This is a genomic window from Halorussus rarus (genome assembly GCF_003369835.1).
GTDB lineage: Archaea > Halobacteriota > Halobacteria > Halobacteriales > Haladaptataceae > Halorussus > Halorussus rarus.
Genome location: NZ_QPMJ01000002.1, coordinates 1,211,502 through 1,227,046, shown reverse-complemented (window position 1 = coordinate 1,227,046; position 15,545 = coordinate 1,211,502). Strand labels below are relative to the sequence as shown.

18 protein-coding genes are annotated in these 15,545 nt (G+C 69.5%); 14 read left to right on the top strand and 4 right to left on the bottom strand.

The window, feature by feature from the left end; all coding sequences use genetic code 11:
* Window position 1: 1 nt before the first annotated feature.
* Window positions 2-562: a TATA-box-binding protein gene (locus DVR07_RS14400; protein WP_115797963.1), complete on the top strand. Its 561-nt coding sequence runs from the start codon at window positions 2-4 to the stop codon at window positions 560-562.
* 124 nt (window positions 563-686) lie between these two features.
* Window positions 687-1,031: a DUF7473 family protein gene (locus DVR07_RS14395; protein ID WP_115797962.1), complete on the top strand. Its 345-nt coding sequence runs from the start codon at window positions 687-689 to the stop codon at window positions 1,029-1,031.
* Here the strand turns inward: DVR07_RS14395 and hisG are convergent, their stop codons facing one another.
* Window positions 1,032-1,898, bottom strand: coding sequence for an ATP phosphoribosyltransferase (gene hisG / locus DVR07_RS14390; protein WP_115797961.1), 867 nt, complete (start codon window positions 1,896-1,898; stop codon window positions 1,032-1,034).
* A 296-nt stretch (window positions 1,899-2,194) separates the two neighbouring features.
* Between hisG and DVR07_RS14385 the strand changes: the two genes are divergently transcribed.
* The 7 genes from DVR07_RS14385 to DVR07_RS14355 all read left to right on the top strand — a co-directional run bounded on the left by DVR07_RS14385 (window position 2,195) and on the right by DVR07_RS14355 (window position 10,204).
* On the top strand, window positions 2,195-3,472 hold the full coding sequence (locus DVR07_RS14385) for a threonine synthase (protein ID WP_115797960.1): 1,278 nt from the start codon (window positions 2,195-2,197) through the stop codon (window positions 3,470-3,472).
* A 58-nt stretch (window positions 3,473-3,530) separates the two neighbouring features.
* Window positions 3,531-4,673 carry a hypothetical protein gene (locus DVR07_RS14380; RefSeq protein ID WP_115797959.1) on the top strand — a complete coding sequence of 381 codons (1,143 nt, stop codon included), beginning with the start codon at window positions 3,531-3,533 and terminating at the stop codon, window positions 4,671-4,673.
* Between the two features lie 97 nt (window positions 4,674-4,770).
* Complete coding sequence (locus DVR07_RS14375; RefSeq protein ID WP_115797958.1) at window positions 4,771-6,069, top strand: amidohydrolase; 1,299 nt, start codon at window positions 4,771-4,773, stop codon at window positions 6,067-6,069.
* A 193-nt stretch (window positions 6,070-6,262) separates the two neighbouring features.
* Window positions 6,263-7,369: a hypothetical protein gene (locus tag DVR07_RS14370; RefSeq protein WP_115797957.1), complete on the top strand. Its 1,107-nt coding sequence runs from the start codon at window positions 6,263-6,265 to the stop codon at window positions 7,367-7,369.
* A gap of 125 nt (window positions 7,370-7,494) precedes the next feature.
* A complete protein-coding gene (locus tag DVR07_RS14365) occupies window positions 7,495-8,778 on the top strand; it encodes an adenosylhomocysteinase (RefSeq protein ID WP_115797956.1) in 1,284 nt (427 codons plus the stop codon).
* A gap of 42 nt (window positions 8,779-8,820) precedes the next feature.
* Window positions 8,821-9,783, top strand: coding sequence for an alpha/beta fold hydrolase (locus tag DVR07_RS14360; protein WP_115797955.1), 963 nt, complete (start codon window positions 8,821-8,823; stop codon window positions 9,781-9,783).
* A gap of 25 nt (window positions 9,784-9,808) precedes the next feature.
* Complete coding sequence (locus DVR07_RS14355; protein WP_115797954.1) at window positions 9,809-10,204, top strand: RidA family protein; 396 nt, start codon at window positions 9,809-9,811, stop codon at window positions 10,202-10,204.
* A 13-nt stretch (window positions 10,205-10,217) separates the two neighbouring features.
* On the opposite strand, the gene DVR07_RS14350 is transcribed toward DVR07_RS14355, so the two are convergent.
* Window positions 10,218-11,060 (bottom strand): formate/nitrite transporter family protein, encoded by an 843-nt coding sequence (locus tag DVR07_RS14350; protein ID WP_240318887.1) that lies wholly within the window; start codon window positions 11,058-11,060, stop codon window positions 10,218-10,220.
* Between the two features lie 135 nt (window positions 11,061-11,195).
* Here DVR07_RS14350 and hjc point away from each other — a divergent pair, with 135 nt between their 5' ends.
* Complete coding sequence (gene hjc, locus DVR07_RS14345) at window positions 11,196-11,693, top strand: Holliday junction resolvase Hjc (protein WP_115797952.1); 498 nt, start codon at window positions 11,196-11,198, stop codon at window positions 11,691-11,693.
* A 402-nt stretch (window positions 11,694-12,095) separates the two neighbouring features.
* On the opposite strand, the gene DVR07_RS14340 is transcribed toward hjc, so the two are convergent.
* Window positions 12,096-12,719, bottom strand: a complete 624-nt coding sequence (locus tag DVR07_RS14340) for an SWIM zinc finger family protein (RefSeq protein WP_240318886.1) — start codon at window positions 12,717-12,719, stop codon at window positions 12,096-12,098.
* 450 nt (window positions 12,720-13,169) lie between these two features.
* Between DVR07_RS14340 and DVR07_RS14335 the strand changes: the two genes are divergently transcribed.
* A complete protein-coding gene (locus tag DVR07_RS14335) occupies window positions 13,170-13,373 on the top strand; it encodes a DUF7472 family protein (protein WP_115797950.1) in 204 nt (67 codons plus the stop codon).
* A 138-nt stretch (window positions 13,374-13,511) separates the two neighbouring features.
* Here DVR07_RS14335 and DVR07_RS22400 read toward each other — a convergent pair whose 3' ends face one another.
* A complete protein-coding gene (locus DVR07_RS22400; protein ID WP_275895649.1) occupies window positions 13,512-14,144 on the bottom strand; it encodes a hypothetical protein in 633 nt (210 codons plus the stop codon).
* A 54-nt stretch (window positions 14,145-14,198) separates the two neighbouring features.
* On the opposite strand from DVR07_RS22400, the gene DVR07_RS22395 reads away from it, so the two are divergent.
* The 3 genes from DVR07_RS22395 to DVR07_RS22155 all read left to right on the top strand — a co-directional run bounded on the left by DVR07_RS22395 (window position 14,199) and on the right by DVR07_RS22155 (window position 15,385).
* Window positions 14,199-14,507, top strand: coding sequence for a hypothetical protein (locus DVR07_RS22395; protein ID WP_240147546.1), 309 nt, complete (start codon window positions 14,199-14,201; stop codon window positions 14,505-14,507).
* 169 nt (window positions 14,508-14,676) lie between these two features.
* Window positions 14,677-15,120, top strand: coding sequence for a nuclear transport factor 2 family protein (locus DVR07_RS14325; protein WP_115798349.1), 444 nt, complete (start codon window positions 14,677-14,679; stop codon window positions 15,118-15,120).
* Window positions 15,121-15,211: 91 nt separating this feature from the next.
* Window positions 15,212-15,385, top strand: a complete 174-nt coding sequence (locus DVR07_RS22155; protein WP_165881762.1) for a hypothetical protein — start codon at window positions 15,212-15,214, stop codon at window positions 15,383-15,385.
* The last annotated feature ends 160 nt before the right edge of the window (window positions 15,386-15,545 follow it).

Genomic DNA, 15,545 nt, shown 5'->3' with positions numbered 1-15,545 from the left:
CATGACCGACCCAAAGGAGACCATCAACATTGAAAACGTGGTCGCCTCCACCGGAATCGGGCAGGAACTCGACCTCCAGAGCGTGGCGATGGACCTGGAAGGGGCCGATTACGACCCCGAGCAGTTCCCCGGTCTCGTCTACCGGACCCAGAACCCCAAGTCCGCGGCGCTCATCTTCCGGTCGGGCAAGATCGTCTGCACCGGCGCCAAGAGCACGGCCGACGTCCACGAGAGCCTCGAGATCGTCTTCGACAAGCTCCGCGAGCTCCAGATCGACGTGAACGAGGACCCCGAGATCGTCGTCCAGAACATCGTCACCTCGGCCGACCTCGGCCGGAACCTCAACCTCAACGCCATCGCCATCGGCCTGGGCCTCGAGAACATCGAGTACGAGCCCGAGCAGTTCCCCGGGCTCGTCTACCGCCTCGACGAGCCCGAGGTCGTCGCGCTGCTGTTCGGCTCGGGCAAGCTCGTCATCACCGGCGGCAAGAAGCCCGAGGACGCCGAGCAGGCGGTCGACAAGATCGTCTCCCGGCTCGAGGAGCTCGGCCTGCTGGAGTAAGCCCGACAGAACGCCCGGCGGCGACTCTCTTTCGGATTTCGCACCACACCAGCGCGACGGCCCGCAGCGTCCGCGCCGCCGGCAAACCGCTACTTCCTTGGCGCGCGCCTCCCGAGACCGACGCATGGCAGTCCCCGTCGTCGCGCTGGTCGGCACGTTCCTGCTCGCGGTGGTGTTCTACGGCGTCACCGCCCACATCGCCGCGCGGTACGTCCTCGGCGACGTGCCGGTGAAACGCGCCTTCGCGGTCGGCGTCGTGCCGGCGATCATCTCGTTCGCGCTCCAGGCCTACGGCCCGGCGGTGGTCATCGCCCTGAGCGCTAGCGCCGACTTCTTCGTGATCCGGGCGGTGTACCGGCTGAAGTACAGGACGGCGGCCGTGGTCGCGCTGGCCCACTACACCGTGGCCGCGCTGGTCGGCATCACGATATTCAATCTGGTGCGACTGCTCTCGACCGCGCCGGTCTGATTACTCCACCAGCCGCTCGATCTCGGTCACGAGGATGCCGCTCGCGCCGACCGACTTGAGTTCGTTGATGGTCTCGAACACGTTGCGCTCGTCCACGACGGCGTGGACCGCGACCATTCCGTCCCCGTTCCCGTCCTCGTCGCTCTCGACGTTCATCACGGTCGGGCCGCCGAGACCGGGAATCACGTCCCGGACCTCGCCGAGTCGGTCCTGGGGCGCGTTCATCATCAGGTAGCGCTTGCCGTCGGCCGACAGCACCGACTCCAGGGCCATCACGACCTGCTGGACCTTCTCGTCGTCGGTCGCGTCGTCGCGGGCGAACAGCCGGACGGAGCTCGACAGCACCTCGTCGACGACCGCGAGCCGGTTGACCTGCAGCGTCGTCCCCGTGCTGGTGATGTCGACGATGGCGTCGGCCATCTCGACGTGGGGCGTGAGCTCGGTCGCGCCGCTGACCTCCACGACGTCGACCTCCACGTCCTGCTGCTCGAAGTACTGCCGGGTGATGTGGGGGAACTCCGTGGCCACCGTCTTGCCCGCCACGTCGGCGACGCTCCGGATGTCGCCGTCCTCGGGGGCCGCGAGGACGAGTCGACACTGGCCGAACTCGAGGTCGAGCAGCTCCGCGACGTTGCCGGGGTCGGCCTCCCGGACCTGGTCGAGGCCGGTGATACCCACCTCGGCCGCGCCGTCGCTGACGTACTCGGGGATGTCGGCGGCACGCGCGAACAGCAGCGTGACCTCGGGATCGACCGTGTCGGCGTACAGCTTGCGGTCGGCGCCGTCGACGGCGTGGAGGCCGGCGCTCTCGAGCAGTTCCATCGCCGGGTCGTGGAGTCGGCCCTTGTTCGGGACGGCGATTCGCATGGATTGGTGGAGGTTGGCGCTCGTCGCGGAACTACCTTTCCATCCCGCAACGCTCGCCGATACTCGCTCTCGCGACCGCGGACGTCGAACCGCTCGACCCGTCCGAACGTTCAAGTGCGAAGGCGGGACGAACCCCGCCCGTGACCTGAGGCCGGCCGGGACGCGACCGCGGTCGCGCGGCGCGCGGCGTTCCGGCGTCCGCCACCTGCGCGCCGCCAGCTAGCCCTGACGGCCCGATTCTACCGCTCTCCGCCGACTCCCCAACCACTATCCTCGCGGGAATCCAACCCTCGGCAATGACGTACGTCTTCGAGTGCCTCTCGTGCGGCGCGACCGCCGACCCCGACGACCGGCCCGCCGACTGCCCCGACTGCGGCGGACGCCTCGAAGTCGCCCGCGCCGACCTCCCCGACGCGCTCCCCGACTCGGAACGGACCGACCTCTGGCGCTACGCCGACTGGCTCCCGACCGAAGGCATCGACCTCGCAGATGGCGGCGCCCCCGCTTCCGCGATGGGCGAGGGCTGGACGCCGCTGGTCGAGGCCCCGACGCTCTCGGCGACCGCGGCGGCCGACTTCGATGCGGAGGGACCGGACGTGCTCGTGAAGAACGAGACGACCAACCCGACGTGGTCCTGGAAGGACCGCCTCGCGTCGGTCGTCGTTCCCCACGCGGTCGCCGATGGTGGCGGGGATGGCGACTCGTCCGGGGGCGCCGACCGCATCGCCACCGCCTCGACCGGCAACCACGCCGCCGCGGTCGCGGCCTACGCCTCGCGTGCGGGCGTCGAGCGCGTCCTCGCGTTCCTCTCGCCGTCGAGCGAACCGCCCCACCACCGCCAGAGCCGGGCCTACGGGGCGGAAGCCGTCCGGCTCACCGACTACGGCGAGCGCAAGCGACTCCTCCGCGACCTCGCCGACCGAGGGTGGTTCGTCGCGTACAATCTCTCTGGCCACTACACCGGCCAGCCCTACGTCTACGAGGGCTACAAGACCATCGCGTACGAGATCGTCGAGCAGTCCGAAAGCGTGCCCGACGCGGTGGTCGTCCCGGTCGGCGCAGGTGACGGGTTCTACGGCGTCTGGAAGGGGTTCCGCGAGCTCGCGGCTCGCGGCGTTATCTCCGGAACGCCACGGATGGTGAGCGCCGAGTCGGCCGAGCGTCACCCGCTCGCGGCCGCCTTCGAGACCGACGCCGAGTCGGTCGGTCGCGACGAGGGCCCCGAACCGCTCAGCACCTCCACGATGGGCGCCACCTCGGGCGACCACGCGCTCGGGGCGGTCCGGGCCTCCGGCGGCGCGGCCTACGCGGCCGACCGGGAGAGCGTCGAGGCGACCATCCGGGCAGCGGGCGAGGACGGCGTCTTCCTCGAACCCGCCTCCGCGCTCGCGCCGGCAGTCGTCTCTCAGGCGTTCGCCGACGGCGTCGTCGGTGAAGGCGACACGGTCGTCGCGGTCGGCACCGGCGCCGGGGTCGCGTGGCCCGACAAGACGGTCGGCGCAGTGGGCGAATCCCCGACGGTCGACCCCTCGCTGGACGCCGTCGCCGACGCGGTTCCCTTCGCGCTCGACTGAGCGGACCTGCCGCGACCGAGTGAAAACGGATATGTCGGTGGGGTAAGCAGTTCGCCGCATGGCGCTCCCCGCCCCGCTCGCCCCCGTCCTTGCGGTCGCAGTCGTCTCGCTGCTTGCGTTCGGGTCGCTCAGACTCTACGCCTGGCGCGCCGCGAAGGAGCCGCCGAAGACCGCGATGCGCCGGATTCGCCTCGCGCTCGGCGTCGGCCTGCCGCTGACCGGCCTCCTCTCGCTGTTCGCGCTCGTGCTCACCGACGCACTCGACCTGACCGAGTCGGCGCTCGCCGCCGCGAGTCCGGCGCTGGCCGACTCGCCGGGCGGGGCCGTGCTGGCGTGGGTGCCGACGCTGGCCGGCATCACGGTCGCGATCGTGGCCGGCTACCTCGGCGCCTTCCCGACCGTCCGGGAGATTCGGGAACTGGACACGTCGGCCGCGAGCGCCGCGGCGGGCGTCGCGAAGTTCGTGGGCCTCTTCTTCGCTCTACTGGTCGCGGTCCTCGGCGCGATGAACCTGCTCCCCGAGGGCGCGCTCGCCTCGTCGCTGTCGGTACTGGCATTTCTGGTCGCGGTCGTCGTCGTCCTCGCGGCGCTCCAGCCCCGCATCCTCGCCCTCTTGAACGACGTTCGCGACCCGACCGCCGCCGAACGCGAGCGCATCGCCCGGCTCTGCGAGACCGCGGGGCTGTCGCCCCGCGAGATCCGCGTCCTCGAACTCGACGCGAACCGGGTCGCCACGGCCGTAATCGCCGGCCTGCCGCGCCGCCGCCACCTGCTGGTCACCGGCGACCTGCTCGCCGATCTGGACGACGACGCGGCCGCGGCCGTGGTGGCCAGCAAGACCGGCCGCGCGACGTACTGGTACCGGGAGGCGAAGTTCGGCGCGGTGCTCTTGGTCTTCGGCCCGATTCTCGCGCTCGCAACCGGGGAACTCCAGGCAGTCTCCGGACTCGATCCGGGCGTACTGACCGCCCTCATCGTCGTTCTCGCGGTCGCGGTCCTGTGGCTCGGCAGGCGACTCGTCTTCGCCGCGGACGACTACGCGGTCGAGCGCGTCGGCACCGAGACCTACGTCGAGACGCTCGAAACCCTCGCCGACGAGCACCAGGTCTCCTACGAGTCCGGCCGGCTCCGGAGCCTCCTCCTGATGCGACCCTCGCTCGGCGCGCGCCTCGACCGGCTCTGGGGCCGGTCGGGTGAGTAACCGGAGGGTCGCCGAATCCGGCGAACGCCCCCGGATTCGCCCGCACTCCTCGGCCGAACCCGATGGATTGACACGCCGGGCGCGAGAACTCGGTGGCATGACGACGCTCCGAATCGCGGGCGGTCAGGTGCTGGGCCCCGACGCGACCGTCGAGCGCGCCGACGTGGTGGTCGACTCCGAGTCCGGCGACATCGTCGCGGTCGGCGACCCCGCCGACGTGCCCGAGGCCGACGAGACGCTCGACGCCGAGGACTCGCTGGTGATGCCGGGGCTGGTCAACGCCCACACCCACGCCGCCATGACGCTACTGCGCGGGTACGCCGACGACAAGGAACTCGACGCCTGGCTTCAGGAGGACATCTGGCCGGTCGAGGCCGAACTCACCCCCGAGGACGTCCGGGCCGGAACCGACCTCGGCCTGCTGGAGATGATCCGCTCGGGCACTACCGCGTTCGCGGACATGTACTTCCACGAGGAGGAAGTCGTCGACGCGGTCGAGGACGCCGGCCTGCGCGCCCGCCTGGGATACGGCGTCGTCACGGTCGGGAAGGACGAGGACGGCGCCCGCGAGGACTGCGAGCAGAGCCTCCGGGTCGCCCGCGAGTTCGACGGCGCGGCCGACGGCCGGGTGAAGACCGCGTTCATGCCCCACAGCCTCACCACGGTCGGCGAGGAGTACCTCCGGAAGTACGTCGCGGAGGCCCGCGAGGACGGTATCCCGCTCCACTACCACGCCAACGAGACCGACGACGAGGTCGACCCCATCGTCGAGGAACGGAGCGAGCGCCCGCTCGAATACGCCCGCGACCTCGACATGACCGGCGACGCGGACTTCGTGGCCCACGGCGTCCACGTCGACGAGACCGAAGTCGACCTGCTGGCCGAGACCGGCACGAGCGTCGTCCACTGCCCGGCGTCGAACATGAAGCTCGCCAGCGGGATGGCCCCGGTCCAGGAGCTGCTCGACGCCGGCGTCACGGTCGGCCTGGGAACCGACGGCGCGGCCTCGAACAACGACCTCGACGTGTTCGACGAGATGCGCGACGCCGCGATGGTCGGCAAACTCGCCGCGGACGACGCCAGCGCGGTCCCGGCCGAGGCGGTCGTCCGGATGGCGACCGAAGGGAGCGCCGCCGCGCTGGGCTTCGACAGCGGCCGCATCGAGGCGGGCGCAAACGCCGACCTCGCCGTGGTCGACCTCGACGCCGCCCACTTGACGCCGCACCACGACCTCGTGAGCCACCTCGTCTACGCGGCCCGCGGGTCGGACGTGCGCCACACCATCTGCGACGGCGCGGTCCTGATGCGGGACCGCGAGGTGCTGACTCTCGACGCGGCGGCGGTCCGGGACCGCGCCGAGGAGCGGGCAGCGGCGGTCGTCGAGCGCGCGGAGTGATGTGGCAACTGTCGGGCACCTCGGTGCGATTCTGCGGCCGGAAACGTCACGTTGAACGTTTCGGATTGAACAGTCAGAACGATTATTAAACGTTCTAGCTGGTTTTGAGTCTTTATTTCTCCGATAGCAAACTACGAAAACGAATTGGACGGCGAGCGGGGTTTAATCTACCATTTCCCCTACGACCGAGTGCATGAGCTCGAAGACAACTGCCCTCTCGGTCGCGCTCGCCGGACTGCTCGTCCTGTCCGCCGTGGCGGCCGCGGGCACGGTAAGTGCAGCGGGCGGAACAACCACCACCGACGCGCTCTCGGTCGGCGTCGACCAGGCCGACGACGGGAGCGCGACGGTCACCGTCGCGCGGAACGGCTCGGCGGTCGCCGACGCGAACGTGACGGTCAGCGTCACCGACGACAACGCCACGTACGCGGGCGCCGGCGACTACACCACCGACGAGAACGGGACGGTCGAACTGGCGGCGCCCGAGGAGAACGTGACGGTCTCGGTCGCCGCGTCGGTGGACAACGCGACCGCCGCGACGACCGCGACACTCGTCGCCCCCGAGGACGAGTCGCTGTCGGGGTCGCTCGGCGTCGACGTCTCGACCGCCGACGACGGCGCGACGGTGTCGGTCACGCACAACGATTCGGCGGTCGACGGCGCCGCCGTCACGGTGGGTGTCACCGACGACAACGCCACGTACGCGGGCGCCGGCGACTACACCACCGACGAGAGCGGCGCGGTGGAGCTGCCCGCGCCCGAGGAGAACGTCACCGTCGAGGTGACCGCCGAGAAGGACAACGCCACCGGCAGCGCGACCGCGACGCTGACCGCGACCGGCGGGAACGAGACCGCCGGCGAGGGGACGTTCGGCAACCTCGTCTCCTCGTTCGTCCACGAGATGCTGTCGGCCGGCGGCGACGGCGGCCCCATCGGTCAGGCCATCTCGGAGTTCGTGACCGCGAACAACCCCGGGAACGCCTCCGAGAAGCGCCCCGACCGCGCCGGCAAGCCGAACGCCACCGGCAAGCCGGCCGACGCTGGCAAGCCTAACGAGACCGGCAAGCCTGCGGACGCCGGCAAGCCCGAGGACGTCGGCCCGCAGAACCGGACCGCGGACAACGAGACCGCCGGGAACGCGACCGACGACGGCCCGCAGGGCCCGCCCGAGAACGCCGGTGACGACGAGGAGAACGACACGGACGACACGAAGCGGGAGAACGACGGCGGAGACGGCAAGCGGAGCGACGAGGAGAAGGGCAACAACGGGAACGGCAACGGCCACGGCAAGGGCCGGTAGGTAGTTCGCGCAGCGAGCGATTTCCGCTATTTCTCGGCCGAATACGGTCTGCGCCGCGAGACACCGCGTTTGCGAGTCGCATCGGCTTCGGTAGCGTTTTGGGCGCGGTTCCCCTTCTCCGGCGTATGGCAGACTACCCGACGATAAGCGAGCAGGTCGACGACGTGGCGACCGCTCGCACCGAGGGCCATCGCAAGATGGACTGGGCGCGCGAGCACATGCCGATCCTCTCGGCGGTCCAGGCGGAGTTCGACGAGGACCGACCGCTCGAGGGCCAGCGCATCGGCATGGCGATGCACGTCGAGGCCAAGACGGCGGTGCTGGTCGAGACGCTCGCCGAGGGCGGCGCGGAGGTCGCCATCACCGGCTGCAACCCGCTGTCGACCCACGACGACGTGAGCGCCGCGCTCGACGAGCACGCGAACATCACCTCCTACGCCAAGCGCGAGGTCGACGACGAGGAGTACTACGCCGCCATCGAGGCGGTCATCTCCCACGAGCCGACCGTCACGGTCGACGACGGGATGGACCTCGTCGCGGCCATCCACGAGGACTACCCCGAGCTCATCGACTCCATCGTCGGCGGGTGCGAGGAGACCACCACGGGCGTCCACCGGCTGCGCGCGATGGACGAGGACGGCGCCCTGAAGTACCCCGTGTTCGCCGTGAACGACACGCCGATGAAGCGGCTGTTCGACAACGTCCACGGCACCGGCGAGTCGTCGCTGGCCAACATCGCCATGACGACCAACCTCTCGTGGGCGGGCAAGGACGTCGTCGTCGCGGGCTACGGCTACTGCGGGAAGGGCGTCGCCAAGAAGGCCGCGGGCCAGAACGCCAACGTGGTCGTGACCGAGGTCGAGCCCCGGCGCGCGCTGGAGGCCCACATGGAGGGGTACGACGTGATGCCGATGGCCGAGGCGGCCGAGTTCGGCGACGTGTTCCTCACGACCACGGGCAACCGCGACGTCATCACCGAGGAGCACTTCGAGAAAATGAACGACGGCGTGGTGCTGGCCAACGCCGGCCACTTCGACATCGAGATCAACCTCGACCAGCTCTCGGAGCTGGCAGTGAGCGAGCGCGACGCCCGCGAGGGCGTCCGGGAGTACGAGCTGGACGACGGCCGGCGCATCAACGTGCTGGCGGAGGGCCGGCTCGTCAATCTCGCCAGCCCCATCGCGCTGGGCCACCCGGTCGAGGTCATGGACCAGAGCTTCGGCGTCCAGGCCGCGTCGGTCCGCGAACTGGTCGAGAACGCCGCCGAGTACGACGCCGGGGTCCACGAGGTGCCCGACGACCTCGACCGCGAAATCGCGGAGATCAAGCTCGACGCGGAGGGCGTCGAGTACGACGAGCTGACCGACGAGCAGGCCGAGTACATGGACAGCTGGCAGCACGGGACGTAGGCGGAACAAACGCTTTTCTCCCGGACGAGCCAACCTCCGGGCATGCCCCTCGACCACGCCGCCGAGCCGAGCGAGACGGCGAGGCCCTACCTCGACGCGCTCGAAGCGGTCTGCGACCACTACGGCGCCGACGCCGAGTCGCGGTACGCCGACCTCGCGGCCCCCGCCGACCGCGTCCACTACCTGACCGCGGGCGATGGCCCGCCCCTGCTTCTGCTCCACGGACTCGGCACCACGTCGACCTCGTGGGTGCCGATGTTCGACGCGCTGACCGACCGGTTCACCGTCTACGCGCCCGACCGGCCGGGCCGGGGGCTCTCGACCGCGGTCGACTACCGCGAGACCGGGTTCCGGGAGTTCGGCGTCGAGTACGTCGTCGACCTCCTCGACGCGCTCGACGTCGAGGAGACCGCCGTGATGGGCAACTCGCTCGGCGGGTTCCAGTCGCTCGCGCTGACAGTCGACCGCCCCGAGCGCGTGACCCGGCTCTGCGCCATCGGCGCGCCCGCCGGTCTCTCGCGGTCGATTCCGACGTTCCTCCGGCTGTTCGACCTGCCGGCGGTCGGCGACTGGCTGTTCGACTACTTCAAGGCCGAAACTGTCGCCGACGCCCGGCGGGCCTACCGCCAGATGAACGTCACCGACGACGCGGCGCTGCCCGACGTCTACTTCCGGCCCGGCATCGTCGGCGAGGACCTGCCCGGCCAGCGCGAGAGCCTCCGGTCGCTGATGGAGACCCTGGGTACGCTCCGGGGGATGAGACCCCAGTTCGACATCCGCGACGACGTCCGGCGCGTCGAGGCGCCGACCCGGTTCGTCTGGGGCACCGAGGACTACTTCTGGCCGCCCTCTGTGGGCCGACCGGTCGCCGGCGCGATGGCCAACGCCGACTTCGTGACGCTCCACGACCACGGCCACATGCCGTGGCTCGAACCCGACGACGACGCGACCGAACCGGCGGTGCGGTTCCTCGCCGGCGAGATCGGCGCCGACGGTGACGCCTAAGGCCCGGCCGCGCGTGGGGTCGGCCATGGAACGGCGAACCGTCTCGTCCGGTACAGAGTGGGAGTCGGCGGTCGGCTACGCGCGGGCGGTCCGAACGGGCCGCGAGGTCCACGTCTCGGGCACGACCGCGACCGACGAAGCCGGCGACCTCGTCGGCGAGGGCGACCCCTACGCCCAGGCCGAGCAGGCGCTCGCGAACGTCGAGACGGCGCTGGCGCGAGCGGGGGCGAGCGTCGACGACGTGGTCCGGACCCGCATCTACGTCACCGACATCGACCAGTGGGAGGCGGTCGGACGCGCTCACGCCGAGGCGTTCGGCGACGTCGAGCCCGCGACCAGCATGGTGCAGGTCGAGCGACTCATCGACACCGAGATGCTGGTGGAAGTTGAGGCGGTGGCTCGGGTGGCTGACGCGGAGTAGTCGACCCGAGACCTCAGTCGTCCGACTCCTCTCCGCCCCGGACCACGTGGCCGTACTTCAGCAGGGCGACGAAGACGCTGCCGCCGACGGCGTTGCCGACCGTGGCGAGCGCCATGAACCCGGCGTACTGGCCGAGCGTGATGGACGGCGAGACGAGCGCTCCCGCCAGCACCTCGACGTTCCCCGCGATGCAGTGGGGCAGGTGCGCGAGACCGATGCCGGTCGTGACGAGCCAGACGACCGCGAGGCGCGAGATGCTCTCCTGGGCGGCGGTGAGGAGCCACGACAGCAGACCCATCAGCCACCCGGCCACGACGGCCCCGGCCAACACGAGTCCCGGCCCGTTTTCCGTGAGGTGCGAGGCGATGTCGGTGAACGCCGAGGGCTCGACGATGCCGTAGGCGGGGGCGAACCAGACCATCGCGACGGCGAAGGCGGCGCCGCCGAGGACGTTGCCGGCGTAGACGAGCCCCCAGAGCCGGGCGAGCTGGCCGACGCTGGCCCGGCCGTCGAGCACCGGCAGGGCGGCTCGCGACGTGTGCTCGGTGAACAGCTCCGACCGGCCGGCGATGACGAAGATGAACCCGACCGCGTAGGCGTTGGCGACGACGATGCGGGTCAGGGGGTCGCCCCACGACCCGCCGACGACGGTGAGCAGCACTGCCATGAACAGCGGGCCGAACCCGATGTCGAGCCCGGCCGAGAGCCCGGAGAGAAACAGCCCGTCCGCCGGCCGTTCGAGCTCCTCCAGTCCCTCCTGGATCTCCTGGGCGAGGATCTCCTGCTTGTCCAGCTGACCCTCCCCCGCCGCCTCCGGCTCGGTTCTGACGCGCTCGTCGAGCTCTTCCTTCGACACAACGGGAAACATCGGACTTCTCTCGCAAAAGGTGTCTGGCCGCCTGACAGGCATCCCGACCGTCCTCGACCCGGCGGTTTCACTTCCGCCGCGCTTGCGGGGGACTTAACACGGAGAAGGAGAACAGTTCCCGGTATGTCTAACGCCAAGGGGGACCGCCGGGAGCGCGAACTCGTCAACCGGCTCGACGAGGCCGGGTTCGCGGTCATGCGCGCGCCGGCCAGCGGGAGCGCCACCGAGCGCGAGCTCCCGGACGTGCTGGCGGGCGACGGCGACGTCTTCTACGCCGTCGAGGCCAAGTCGAGCTCGGGCGACCCCATCTACCTCACCGGCGAGGAGGTCGAGGCGCTGGTCTACTTCAGCCAGAACTTCGGCGCCAAGCCGAAGATCGGCGTGCGGTTCGACCGCGAGGACTGGTACTTCTTCCACCCCGCGGACGTCCACCAGACCGACGGCGGCAACTACCGGGTGAAGAAGGAGACCGCCCTCGAGGACGGCGAGCCGATGGACGCCCTCCGGGCGACCGGCGACGACGAGGCTGACGACGACGGCCACGACGTCGGGGACGTGCTCCGGGCGGTCGAGCAGGGCGTGCTCTCGCCCGACGAGGCGGCGTCGATACTCGAACCGTAGATGGCAGCACGACTGCTCTATCCGGGCCCAGGGGCTCGCGGTGATTCCGCTATGCTCCATCGTGCGGTCGAAATTACTTTGTGGGTTGATACCAAAAGACAATGCCGGGCGTGGACAGTACAGGATTGACTCACCCAGAGTCAGTTCAGGAAGGATGAGTTCCCAGTCCATGCCCGTTTGTCCCGGCTCCGTCCCGGTGGTGCAGAACCCAGCAACCAGGAGTCAGGAGTAGTTCGCAGTGCGTACCCAACGAGTCCTCCTATTCTGTCTCTGATTGCATCTGAACAGAACCGTACTACCAATTCCTGTGAACAGGAGCGCCGCGACTCGGCGACGAGGGTCGTTCGTGGGGCGGAACAGCTCCGCAGAAGGCGGACTGCTCGACGGCCGAGCGTCCGCCGGCTACTCGGCGACCGCGAAGTCGGCGAGCTCCGACTGGTCCTCGTCGACCGCTCCGCGGCGAGCGAGCCGACCCCGCGGGAACGAGTACCGGCGCAGGTGGTGGGGCCGGAGGTCGTCCGAGCCGAGCCCCGCTGGTACCGGGTACACCGCCTCGACCACCACGTCGTCGGCGCGGTACGCCGCGTTGTTCGGGTAGGCCGCGACCGTGCAGTCGCGGTCGGCGATGGTCACCTGGTCGGCCCGGCGCGGCGTCGTCCGAACCACGACCAGTACGTCGCCGGTCTCGCGGTCCACCACGGTCTCGCCGGGCGAGAGCTCGCACTCCTCGCAGAAGTGCGGCCCCTCGCTGCGCTCGTCGACGAACAGCTCCTCGCCGCAGTTGCGACACGCCGCGACCTCCCAACCGGGCGGCGGGACCCGGCCCTCGGTGACCTCCATGGCGACCCGCCGGAGGTGCTTGCACCGCACGCCCCGGAAGCTGTGGTCCGGGCAGGTGCAGCGCCCGCCGGGCAGGTCCACGGAGTAGGTGTTCCCGCTCTGGCTCTCGACCTCGTAGACCCCGCCGCCGAGCGGCGTGACCGCCATCCGCTCCATGCGGGCCCGCTGGGCCCGGATGTCGTCCACTCCGGTCGCCGGCGGGAGCGATACGCGCGTTCGTTCGGAAGCTGTTGTGTTTGCCATAGGCTTCCCTCTGTGTGTGCGGTCGACCGTCCGACGCCAGAACCAGCGTCTCCCCCCAGTCGTCGCGCTTGCGGTCGATTCCGCGTACGATTGGGTAGGTGCCGGACACCCCTAAGTCTTGCACCTGTCAGTGCAAGGAGAATGCGATAAACGGGTGATTGACCGGGTCTAGTGCCGTAATTCGGGGGGATGAGAACTGTATGGTAGCTAGGATAAGGCATCAATCGACGGTGCCGACTGGAAACGACGGCGTACCGCCGGGCGGTCGAGTAGTCGGACTGGAGACGGCCGCCATTACGACCGCGGGCGTGGCCGCCGACTCCGTCCGGCGCTCGGCAGTCGGTCGTAGGTCGTTCCGAAGCCCTTTTGCCGGTACCTTCGGAAGCCATCTGCATGGAAATCGACAAAGAGACGCGCCGCGAGATACTCGTCGGCGTGGGGTCCGTCGTCGTGTTCGTCGCGCTGTTGATGGGGGTCGGCGTGACGTACAGCGACAACGGCCTGAACGAGACGGGTGCCCTGGCAGTCGTGGCCGTCATCGCCGCCTTCGTGGTACTGATGAGCGGCGTCGGCTACTGGATGTCCCGGCAGTACTGAACCGCGAGCTCACCGGCACTGGCACCGGGACCGCAACTCCGTCGGGTTCGCGCTCGGCGCGTCTCACGAACTGGTGTCGTTCGTTTTCGTGGACACACGCATCGCTGTTTCTCGCCGACAGCTGGGGTTCTCGGTGTTCTACTCGCCGGCGCGTTCGGCGTCGGCCAGCGCCGCCTCGTAGTAGCCCAGGGGATGAGCGATGGAGCGGCAGCGCGGGTCGTCGGTCGGGTCCTCGTCGTCGGCGACCGGGCACTCGCCGTAGGCCGCCATCGTCTCGCACGACGGCGGCGCGTACTGGGCGCCCGACTCGTCGCCGACGCGGTCGGCCCGGTAGCCGACCGCCTTCTCGCGGGTGTTGGTGTCCACGCCGCAGAGCGCCAGCAGCTCGTCGGTGTCGGCGTTGGCGCTGGTCAGGAAGGCCACGAGCGCGAACTCCGCGGGGTCCGAGAGATTCTCGCCGGACTGGGCTCGCCCGACCAGCGACGCGACGCACGGGGGGAAGCAGTCGGGCGCGAGCACGTCGATGTCCCGCGAGACGTCGACCTCCGAGAAGGTGTCTTCGAGCTCGGCCACCTCGTCGACCAGCCCCTCGCGGATCTCGTCGGGGACGCTCGTCGGTAGCCCCGCGGCGACGCGCTGGCGGACCGCCTCCCGGAGGAGCTCGCGGAGTTCGGCGTCCGAAATGGTGACCATCCCGTCAGCTAGACTCCGATTGACAAGTCGCCACTTCTCGGCATCAAACGAGGACGAGAGCAGAAGATACCGGCCCACTGCTATTCGAAATCCAGGCCGGTTGGATTCAACGTGACTTGCGAGGTCGAACTCGTGGAGGAAGAACCCCAGCGGGACTTTCCCGTTCTCAGGCAGTTCCTGGTCTTGGTTCAGTTCCTCGAAGTCGTCAGTAAATCGGTTGAAGGCCGTTCGAGCTTCGGCACTTGCGTATTTCTTGATCGCTCCCGGAGCGTCGAGGAGCGACACGAGGACGCGTGCAACCGGGTACGAGAGAAGTTCAGCTTGGACACCTGGGTGCCGGTCGTCTTCGGGGATATCAATAGTTCCGTCCAGGAGTGCACGCTTGACCCGTTGTACGCCTCTTTCGACTGCCGGATGGCGAGTTCCGCTGGCCCCGTCTGAAGTGATTATCTCTGCGAGGCCGACGTCCGCCTCTCGGACCGCCTCCCGGGAAGCGTCGAGAAACGGATAGTTCGCGTGAAACGGGTCCATACAGCCCCCATTTCGGGCGACCCCGATAAACGCGGCGAATCCGGTGGGGTTGATGGGGCGCCCGCCCGTGGACCACGACATGACCGAGGCGACCGACCTCGCGCGGGCCTACTACGAGGCCATCGACGCGGGCGACTACGACCGGTTCGCCGACCTGCTCGCGCCCGACGTCGTCCACGAGCGCCCCGACCGTACCATCGAGGGCCGCGAGACGCTCGTGAGATTCATGCGCGACGACCGGCCGAACAAGAACACCGCCCACGACGTCGAGGCGGTCTATCGCGGCGACAGGAGCGCCGCGGGTGATGCAGATGGCTCGGCCAACGCGGGCTCCGCGGGCGACACCGACGGGGTGAGCGACGCTGACGAGGTGGCGGTCCGCGGCCGCCTGCGCGACGCCGAGGGCTCGCCGATGTTCGCGTTCGTGGACGTCTTCGACGTCGAGAACGGGTCGGGCCGGACCGACGGGGGTGAGAGCGACGAGCGCCCGAGGATCACACGGATCCGAACCTACACGCAGTAAGGACCGACTCGCCGGTCGCTATCGACTTCCCCACGGCTACCAACTCCGCTCGCCTGCCAAGACTTATCCCTCGCTTACCTCTCTACCGACTATGGGCATTTTCAGAGATCTCGGGAAGAAGGTCGAGGAGTTCAAGCAGGCGTCGAACGCCGTGGCGTCCGAGGACGCGACTCACGAGTGCCGGGACTGCGGCGAACGGTTCTTCGCCGACAGGGAGACGTGTTCGGAGTGCGGGAGTTCCGACGTGGCGTCGCTGAGCGAGTGACGTCGGTCGCCGTCGGGTCGCCAGCCACCGATGCGTCCCGAATCGCCAGTCAGTCGCTGGTCGCCGGTCCGTCGCTGGTCGGCGCAACGTCGCCGGGACGTCGTTCGGCGCGGCGCTCTCCGGAATCCCAACCGATACCCGTGGCAGTTTCCTACGTTCC